This window comes from Microcoleus sp. CAWBG640 (assembly GCF_020883015.1).
Lineage (GTDB): Bacteria > Cyanobacteriota > Cyanobacteriia > Cyanobacteriales > Microcoleaceae > Microcoleus > Microcoleus anatoxicus.
Map to the genome: position 1 here is coordinate 1 of NZ_JAHRFC010000045.1, position 7,909 is coordinate 7,909.

Sequence of the window (7,909 nt, forward strand, 5' to 3'; positions counted from 1 at the left end):
AACGCTCGTGATGCGATCGTTGCAGAGATTTTTGGGTGTTTTTACTCACGCTTGGTCTCGGATGATTCACTTTTACCCCCTCAATCCGCCTATGTGCCAGTTGGGGGTGCGGAATGTGGGTTATATAGGGGCGATCGGTCAAATGGGCGATCGCCGCAACTACAATATCCCCAGTGGCCACAACTAAATCGCAGTGGGGCGAATGCCTCCAAACAGCGCGCAATTGCTGCCAAGTCAAAGCAATCAGCCCTGCCCCAATATCTTTGACCAAAAATATTGGATTCATGTAAAAAACGCCACCGGAGGGCATTTTACTGGTAGGCCCAATCATCCGTACACCCGATCGGGCGTAAGCAGCCCCGTCACCGACAATGGGCATCGCTGCCACATCGACATTGGAGCCAGATGCTCTCAAAGCGGACAAAATTTGACAGTTAATCGCGTCTTCCCCGTGGCCATTGCTGAGGAAGAGTGCGCCTTTAAATTTCATAGCATCAGAATCAAGATCGAGCTTTTTTCCCCTGAGTGGCGCGATCGCTACCTGCTGGCAGGCTACGATTTTGTTAATCTAATTTAAATACATTGTGGAAGTGAAACAGCGTGAATATTGAAATTGGGCGGGGCAAAAGTGCTCGCCGAGCTTACGGCATAGATGAAATCGCGCTCGTACCCGGACAGCGCACCCTCGATCCGAGTCTGGCAGACACCAGGTGGCAGATTGGCGGAATCGATCGCGAAATCCCGATTATCGCCAGCGCCATGGACGGAGTAGTCGATGTCCGCATGGCCGTTTTACTGTCGGAATTGGGAGCACTGGGAGTCCTCAACCTAGAAGGAATTTACACCCGCTATGCCGACCCCCAGCCAATATTAGAGCGCATCGCTTCTGTCGGGAACCACGAATTCGTCTCCTTGATGCAGCAACTCTATGCCGAACCGATCAAGCCAGAATTAATCGGTCAGCGAATCAAAGAAATTAAAGAGGGAGGAGGGATTGCGGCCGTCAGCGCTACCCCCGCGGGGGCGAGCAAATACGGCTCAACAGTTGCCGCCGCCGGAGCTGATATATTTTTCATACAAGCAACTGTAGTATCAACAGCTTTTCTGGCCCCGGAATCGGTAGCGCCTCTAGACTTAACTCAATTTTGTCAAGAGATGCCGATACCAGTAGTTTTGGGCAACTGCGTCACCTACGAAGTCGCCCTCAATTTAATGAAAACAGGCGCTGCTGGCATTCTGGTAGGCATTGGACCCGGAGCTGCTTGTACTTCCCGCGGTGTGCTGGGTGTGGGCGTTCCCCAAGCAACAGCAGTAGCAGACTGTGCCGCAGCGCGGGACGACTACTATCGCGAAACAGGCAAATACGTGTCAGTGATTGCTGATGGTGGTTTAATTACCGGTGGCGATATCTGTAAGTGCATTGCTTGTGGTGCTGATGGCGTGATGATTGGTTCTCCCTTCGCTAGGGCCGCAGAAGCCCCCGGCCGCGGATTCCACTGGGGGATGGCAACCCCCAGCCCCGTTTTGCCCCGTGGCACTCGCATTCGCGTGGGGACAACGGGTACTTTGAAGCAGATTCTCCGAGGTCCGGCCCAACTCGACGATGGGACTCACAACTTGTTAGGAGCTCTGCAAACTAGCATGGGAACCCTTGGTGCTAAAGACCTTAAGGAGATGCAGCAAGTGGAAGTTGTGATTGCTCCTTCTCTGCTGACGGAGGGTAAGGTCTATCAAAAAGCTCAGCAATTGGGTATGGGTAAGTAGATTTGCTTGCAACGTACAAGCTTACCTTTACAAATTTTGGGAGATAGTCTCGAAATTTACATAATGTTGTGGAATTATCGAGGAGGAGATGTCACAATAGAGTAAGCGGAGACACAAGTTTCCGTTCACTCCTCACACCACACTCCGCCCGAACTACTGTTTGGGCGGTTCCTTTTGTAACAAAGTTCGAGTTTTTACTGGCTCAGTAAGGGTTTGAGGGTTTTGATAACGGGTTGTCGCTCGATCGCCCACTTTCTACCTTGTCCCCTCTTCTTTGGACCTTGTGTCCTCTTGCTTCTTCGTCCTAAAATATTTAGTGCGACTGGTTACACTTTTTGCTAGAATTATAAACCGAGAAATAGTATTTACAAGGATGGCTAGGGATGTCAGCAGCCGCGCAAGTAACCGACTCTACCTTCAAGCAGGAAGTGCTCGATAGCGAAGTTCCAGTTTTAGTTGATTTTTGGGCTCCTTGGTGCGGGCCCTGTAGGATGGTCGCCCCTGTCGTAGATGAAATTGCTCAGCAATTTGATGGACAGGTGAAGGTAGTAAAAGTTAATACCGACGAAAATCCTAACGTGGCCAGCCAATACGGTATCCGCAGTATTCCAACACTGATGATATTTAAGGGCGGTCAACGGGTGGATATGGTGGTTGGGGCAGTTCCGAAAACTACTCTGGCTAACACTTTGGAAAAGTACATTTAACCACTTTTGAAGATCTACCACAATCTACCCAAATATATCCAAATTGGGTAGTGACTGGGAGGTTGATTAACAGTAAGACTTTTTCTGAATTTGTTAACAATAACTTACATTTGCCAGAGGTCTTCATATCGGTAACAGTTTCATGCCATATTCCAAGACCTTTCCTGGAATTAAGGATATCTTTGAGAAAAAGTACCTTGCAGGAACAGGATCGAACCTAGGTTAATTGATTCCTGAACACTACTTGTGGCAGATGAGTGTGGTTGTACCCTCGATGTTAAGTTGCTATTAATTGTTGCAGTTACATAAAAATTCATGATTCCTTCTCCGTCTGGCAAAGCTTTTGAATCTCTCCAGGCTAAGGTGATAGATTTGATTAATCACTTGCCTCTGTTGAAGCACCAAGAGTGGATCGGACGATCGCTCTCTACTCTAGTGAGAATAGCCGGAGAGGATCTAGATCGCCTAGACTGGAAAATTATCTCCGCATCTCTGGGAGATATGGAAAAGGCTTTCTCCATGTTTTATCCTTACCGTCACGTTCGCAAAATAGTGATTTTTGGTTCGGCAAGGGTGTCCCCGGAGTCGCCCGAATATCAGATAGCCAAAGATTTTGCGACAGCCATTACCCAACAGGGGTTTATGGTGATTACTGGCGGTGGCGGGGGCATCATGCAAGCAGGGAATGAGGGGGCCACTGCTGAACATTCTTTTGGACTGAATATTAATTTGCCTTTCGAGCAAGGTTCTAATCCTTTCATTGCCGGTGATGGCAAATTGCTCAATTTTAAATATTTTTTCACTCGCAAGTTGTTTTTTTTGCGGGAAAGCGATGCTTTGGCTCTGTTTCCCGGCGGTTTCGGTACTCTGGACGAGGCTTTTGAGTGTCTGACTTTGATTCAAACGGGTAAGTTTGGACCCGCTCCTGTGGTGTTAATCGATCGACCAGGTGGCGATTATTGGCAGGATTTGGATGCTTTTGTACAAAAACAATTGCGGGGGAGGGGTTTGATTTCCGGCGACGATCGCAGTTTATATACGGTGACAGATAATGTGGAATTAGCCTGCGAGGCGATCGCCAATTTTTATCTAGTTTATCACTCGTGTCGCTACGTGAATGAAAAACTGGTAATTCGGTTGAAGTCGGAGCTTTCTGATGATAGTGTCGATCGGTTAAATACGGATTTCAGCGATATTTTAATCCAGGGTAAAATTGAAAAAAGTCAAGCTTTACAAGCAGAAGTCGGAGACGAAAGTTTCCATTTACCAAGGCTAATATTGCATTTCAACCAGCGACATATAGGCAGGCTATATCAGCTAATTGCTACTATCAATCAAATGGGTGCAGATTCCCCGGAAGCAGCCCATCCTGAACAAAAATAGTGAGTAGAGGACTTATTGATGAAACTTTATGGAACAAGGTAATAGGTAATGGGTAATAGGTAATGGGTAATAGGTAATGGGTAATAGGTAATTAGTAATGCCCCATACCCCATGCCCTATGACCCATGACCCATTACCTCATCTTACTTGCACATAATCAAATTGCCAGCAGATATAAATCCAGGCGCAGGGGCGGAAATTTCCACCCAATTACGATTTTCTCCATTCTTATCTTTGACAGATTGGTAATTGGGCACCAGCGTTACTTTGCCGTTAGCCGCGACGCTACCTTTAATCGCAGAAGTTTTGGAAGCATCCGCGCGGATAATTAGACCATTTGGTGCTACACGAGGTTCTACTTGGCGGCACAGACTTACAGGGCCAGGGGCGGGCGCTGGGGCTGGTGCGGGTGCTGGCGCTGGTGCTGGCGCTGGTGCTGGGGCGGGCGCTGGTGCTGGCGCTGGGGCAGGCATCGGGGCAGGCATCGGGGCGGGCGCGGGCGCTGGTGCTGGGGCCGGCATCGGCGCTGGTGTGGGTTTTGGCGTTGGTGTCGGGGCGGGCGCTGGTGCTGGGGCGGGTGCTGGTGCTGGGGCGGGGGCTGGTGCGGGGGAAGGACTCGGAGTCACGGCGCTTCCTGTGGTACAGGAAACTAAATTACCATCGTTATTGGGATATCCAACTGCCACATAACCCTTTACCGGAGCGGTAATTTCCATCCAGAGGCGGCCGTCGGAGCCTTTAATGGTAGTCGCGCCGCTAGCCAAGGTTACTTGAGTGTTCATGGCGACACCGCCAACTCTAGCAGCTTTGGTTTCTGGACCCTGGCGCACAGTCAAGCCTTCTTTGGGAGTAACTTTCCGACAAAGGCTCCCAGCTTGGGCTATTTGAAAGGTGGGGCTATTTGTGAAGGAAATATTTTCGCTGATATTGGATGTTGATTCAGCTACCGCAGGGATGCTATTTGCGGGCAGACTACCGACGACGATCGCGATCGCGCTCAGCAATACAGCGGGTTTGTTCCAACCATTGATGTTTGTCATTACGTTCAACTCCTCAATTCACCACAATCATTATCTTAATTGCACGTCAATATAGCAAAAAAGTGGATGGGTCTTTTGGTCTTTCCACATCTAGCTGTGTTTAACATTTTTAGGTAAATACGTCAATATTTATTCACATAAATTAATTTTAACTCCTTGGTGAAAGTCCCGACTTCTTTAACAAATCAGGACTGTGTGTATGTTATTTTTTTTGTGTATCTAGTTATTTATAAAATTTCGGTCAAAATTTTAACTAATATTTGATTTTGTGCCTCCGTACCTACAGTAATTCGCAACTTATCTGCTAATCGGGGTTGATTGAAGTATCGAATCAATATTCCTTCTTGTTTCAGTCTTTGATAAATCCTTTCCGCATCGCCCTGGGGCGGACGGACTAACAAAAAGTTGGTTTGGGATGGCAAAATGTCAAAGCCTAATTCTTGGAGGCTGAGGGCTAATGTTTGTCGTGAAGCTTTAATCTTTTCGGCATTGGCTGTTTTGTAGGTTTGATCGGCGATCGCCTCCGCAGCCACTAGATAAGCTAAAGCATCCACATTATAACTGTCTTTAATTTTATTTAACTCAGCTATCAAGGCAGGATTTGTGATGCCAAAACCCAGCCTCAATCCGGCTAGGGAGTAACCTTTAGAAAGCGTCCTCAAAACTATAACATTATTGTAGGTTTTTGTCAACTCCAAAGCATGATTTTCTGCAAAATCCACATAAGCTTCATCAATCACCAGAATGCCAGATAAACCCCTAGCTAGTTGCTCCAAATATGCTAAAGGTATCGCCGTTCCCGATGGACTATTTGGTGAAGCCACAAAAGTGACAGCACCTTGGGCTGCTATTAGTAAATCAACAGGTAACTGATAGTCATCGGGATAGGGAATTTCGACAAATTCCACATCTTGAATTTCTGCCAAAGTGCGATACAATACATAGGTGGGGGAAGGACAAACTACCTGTTTACCAGTTTCACCCACAGCGCGAACTATCAAGTTTAACAAATCATCGCTACCGTTACCTACGACAATCCAATCATCAGGAACTCCCAAGACTTGACTAGCTGCGATGCGGAATTGTTTACCAGTAGGGTCGGGATAGCGTCGCAGTATCTCCCCGTCTATTTCCTGAAGCACTTTTAAAGCTTGTGGAGAAGGTGGATAGGGATTTTCATTAGAATTGAGTTTAATAATTTTAGTACCTAGTGGTGGTTGTTCCCCTGGTACATAGCCAGACATTTCGTGGATTTTTTTGCGAAAGTAATTCATCTATTATCGGCTTAGATCGGGATTCATTGGTAGCGAAAAAAATTATATCAAACAATTAGTCACAATCCGTGTTATTCCTAAATCAAGTAACTTTTGCAAATCTTCTCGATCGTCCACCGTCCAGGCCACAATGTCAACTCCCTGACTGCGGCTTTCGGCAATCAGTGCAGGATTTGCCAGCAAAACACTATACAAAGTGCTAATCAGACGATCGCCCTTAACTACAGCTTGAGCCAATTGAGCTTGGTACGCTTCCAGATTAGCAACAATATGTCCGAGTGGCAAATCATCAGCTATTTGGCGCACTTGTTCGAGAAATCCATCGTTAAAGGAAGTAATCACGCATTTTTCTGCGATTCCGGCCTCCTGCAAAGTATTGACAAAATCTGCTACTTCTGAATTAGACCATTCGCAGTGGGGTTTGACATCAAAGTAGAGAAATTTGTCAACTTGTTTGAGGATAGGCAATGCTGCTGTTAAGGTGGGGATTTTTTGTCCTGAAAATTCATCTCTGAACCATTTACCTGCATCCAGTGACTGCAATTGGGGTAAGTTTTTGTCCCTGACTTTACCAGAAACACCGGTAATCCTATCGAGTGTGGTGTCGTGGAAAATGACTGGTATGCTGTCAGCCGATAGCTGGATGTCAAATTCGATGGAATGAGCGCCACGGGCGATCGCCTGTTCAAAAGCTGCTAAGGTATTCTCAGGGGCGATCGAAGAAAAACCCCGATGGGCTATAATTTCTAAACTCATGATTTTGTTGTATCTAAAAATTCTGCCACAGTCTGATTAAAAGTTGCCGGTTCTACCAAAAAACACCAGTGATTTCCCGGTACTTTCTGTATGGTAAGATTTTTCAAGTATCTCTGATAGGGCTGGATTTGCCAATCCATACGATTCACACCTTTTTCTGGCTGGATCAACAAAGTGGGAATGTCAATATTTTCAGTTAAACCAGCTACTTGCATCACTTCTGTAAATATCTGATTGCGGGCGGGAATCACAAATTTACTACCCCAAGTACCATCGGATTTTTGCTCGATTTGCTGTTGGAATACAATTTGTTGCATCTCACTCCAAGCTGCATATTCTCCTGAGAGTTTGGCTGCTGTTTCCGCTGCGGATAAAGTCGGAAAGGGGCCCATACATTTGAGACAATCTAATTTGCGGTAAAGAAGTGGTAGAGTGAGTTTCATCACAGCGGGAAGTTTAGTGATGAAGATGGGGTCTACTAAAATCATACTGCAAAAGCGATCGGGATTTTGTCTGGCCCAAATTGGCGCTAGCTTTCCCGTCCAAGAATGTCCGAGAATGTGAGCATGGGGCCAGTTAAGGTGTGCCATCAAAGCTTCTAAATCGGCGATCGCACTTTCAAAAGTATAACCCATATCTGGTTTGCTACTCTCTCCATGTCCGCGCATATCTGGCGCTACAATATGGTAGTGGTTTGACAAATAATTTCCCAGACTCGTCCAGACAACTGCACTATCGGCTAAACCATGTAACAACAGCAAGCGCGGAACTTGTTGTGATGCCGTTTTTGGTTGCCATTCTAAGTAAGAAATTTCGATTTCTGGCAAAACTAATGTGTGACGAGTTGGCATCTTTGTTAATTAAACTTATTTAAAATTAACTGATTTATAAGGTTTTTGTGGAACCGGCTTTCGGGCCATTAGTGTCAACTTAAGCCTGAAAGCCAGTCACAGATATCCTCCCTAATCCCCAGGGCTGTTTCATT

At 46.4% G+C, this 7,909-nt stretch carries 7 protein-coding genes and 1 pseudogene; 3 read left to right on the forward strand and 5 right to left on the reverse strand.

What is annotated here, in order from left to right; translation table 11 throughout:
• A pseudogene (locus AAFP11_RS20115) lies at positions 1-490 on the reverse strand (hypothetical protein); the annotation flags it as partial.
• A 110-nt stretch (positions 491-600) separates the two neighbouring features.
• Between AAFP11_RS20115 and AAFP11_RS20120 the strand changes: the two are divergent.
• From AAFP11_RS20120 to AAFP11_RS20130, 3 genes are all read left to right on the forward strand, one after another.
• Positions 601-1,764 carry a GuaB3 family IMP dehydrogenase-related protein gene (locus tag AAFP11_RS20120; RefSeq protein WP_341738658.1) on the forward strand — a complete coding sequence of 388 codons (1,164 nt, stop codon included), beginning with the start codon at positions 601-603 and terminating at the stop codon, positions 1,762-1,764.
• Between the two features lie 383 nt (positions 1,765-2,147).
• A complete protein-coding gene (gene trxA / locus AAFP11_RS20125) occupies positions 2,148-2,471 on the forward strand; it encodes a thioredoxin (RefSeq protein WP_340523999.1) in 324 nt (107 codons plus the stop codon).
• A 315-nt stretch (positions 2,472-2,786) separates the two neighbouring features.
• Complete coding sequence (locus AAFP11_RS20130; RefSeq protein ID WP_341738659.1) at positions 2,787-3,854, forward strand: LOG family protein; 1,068 nt, start codon at positions 2,787-2,789, stop codon at positions 3,852-3,854.
• A gap of 143 nt (positions 3,855-3,997) precedes the next feature.
• Here the strand turns inward: AAFP11_RS20130 and AAFP11_RS20135 are convergent, their stop codons facing one another.
• The 4 genes from AAFP11_RS20135 to AAFP11_RS20150 all read right to left on the reverse strand — a co-directional run bounded on the left by AAFP11_RS20135 (position 3,998) and on the right by AAFP11_RS20150 (position 7,775).
• Positions 3,998-4,894, reverse strand: coding sequence for an SH3 domain-containing protein (locus AAFP11_RS20135; RefSeq protein WP_341738660.1), 897 nt, complete (start codon positions 4,892-4,894; stop codon positions 3,998-4,000).
• 227 nt (positions 4,895-5,121) lie between these two features.
• Positions 5,122-6,168, reverse strand: a complete 1,047-nt coding sequence (gene hisC / locus AAFP11_RS20140) for a histidinol-phosphate transaminase (protein WP_341738661.1) — start codon at positions 6,166-6,168, stop codon at positions 5,122-5,124.
• A gap of 42 nt (positions 6,169-6,210) precedes the next feature.
• Positions 6,211-6,924 (reverse strand): glycerophosphodiester phosphodiesterase family protein, encoded by a 714-nt coding sequence (locus AAFP11_RS20145; protein ID WP_341738662.1) that lies wholly within the window; start codon positions 6,922-6,924, stop codon positions 6,211-6,213.
• Entirely contained in the window at positions 6,921-7,775 is an 855-nt protein-coding gene (locus AAFP11_RS20150) for an alpha/beta hydrolase (RefSeq protein WP_341738663.1), read from the reverse strand. The genes AAFP11_RS20145 and AAFP11_RS20150 overlap by 4 nt, the downstream gene beginning before the upstream one ends.
• Positions 7,776-7,909: the final 134 nt, after the last annotated feature.

Coding starts and splice junctions, on each gene's coding strand:
- trxA (WP_340523999.1), top strand. CDS start 2,148: ATGTCAGCAGCCGCGCAAGTAACCGACTCTACCTTCAAGCAGGAAGTG.
- AAFP11_RS20130 (WP_341738659.1), top strand. CDS start 2,787: ATGATTCCTTCTCCGTCTGGCAAAGCTTTTGAATCTCTCCAGGCTAAG.
- AAFP11_RS20135 (WP_341738660.1), bottom strand. CDS start 4,894: ATGACAAACATCAATGGTTGGAACAAACCCGCTGTATTGCTGAGCGCG.
- hisC (WP_341738661.1), bottom strand. CDS start 6,168: ATGAATTACTTTCGCAAAAAAATCCACGAAATGTCTGGCTATGTACCA.
- AAFP11_RS20145 (WP_341738662.1), bottom strand. CDS start 6,924: ATGAGTTTAGAAATTATAGCCCATCGGGGTTTTTCTTCGATCGCCCCT.
- AAFP11_RS20150 (WP_341738663.1), bottom strand. CDS start 7,775: ATGCCAACTCGTCACACATTAGTTTTGCCAGAAATCGAAATTTCTTAC.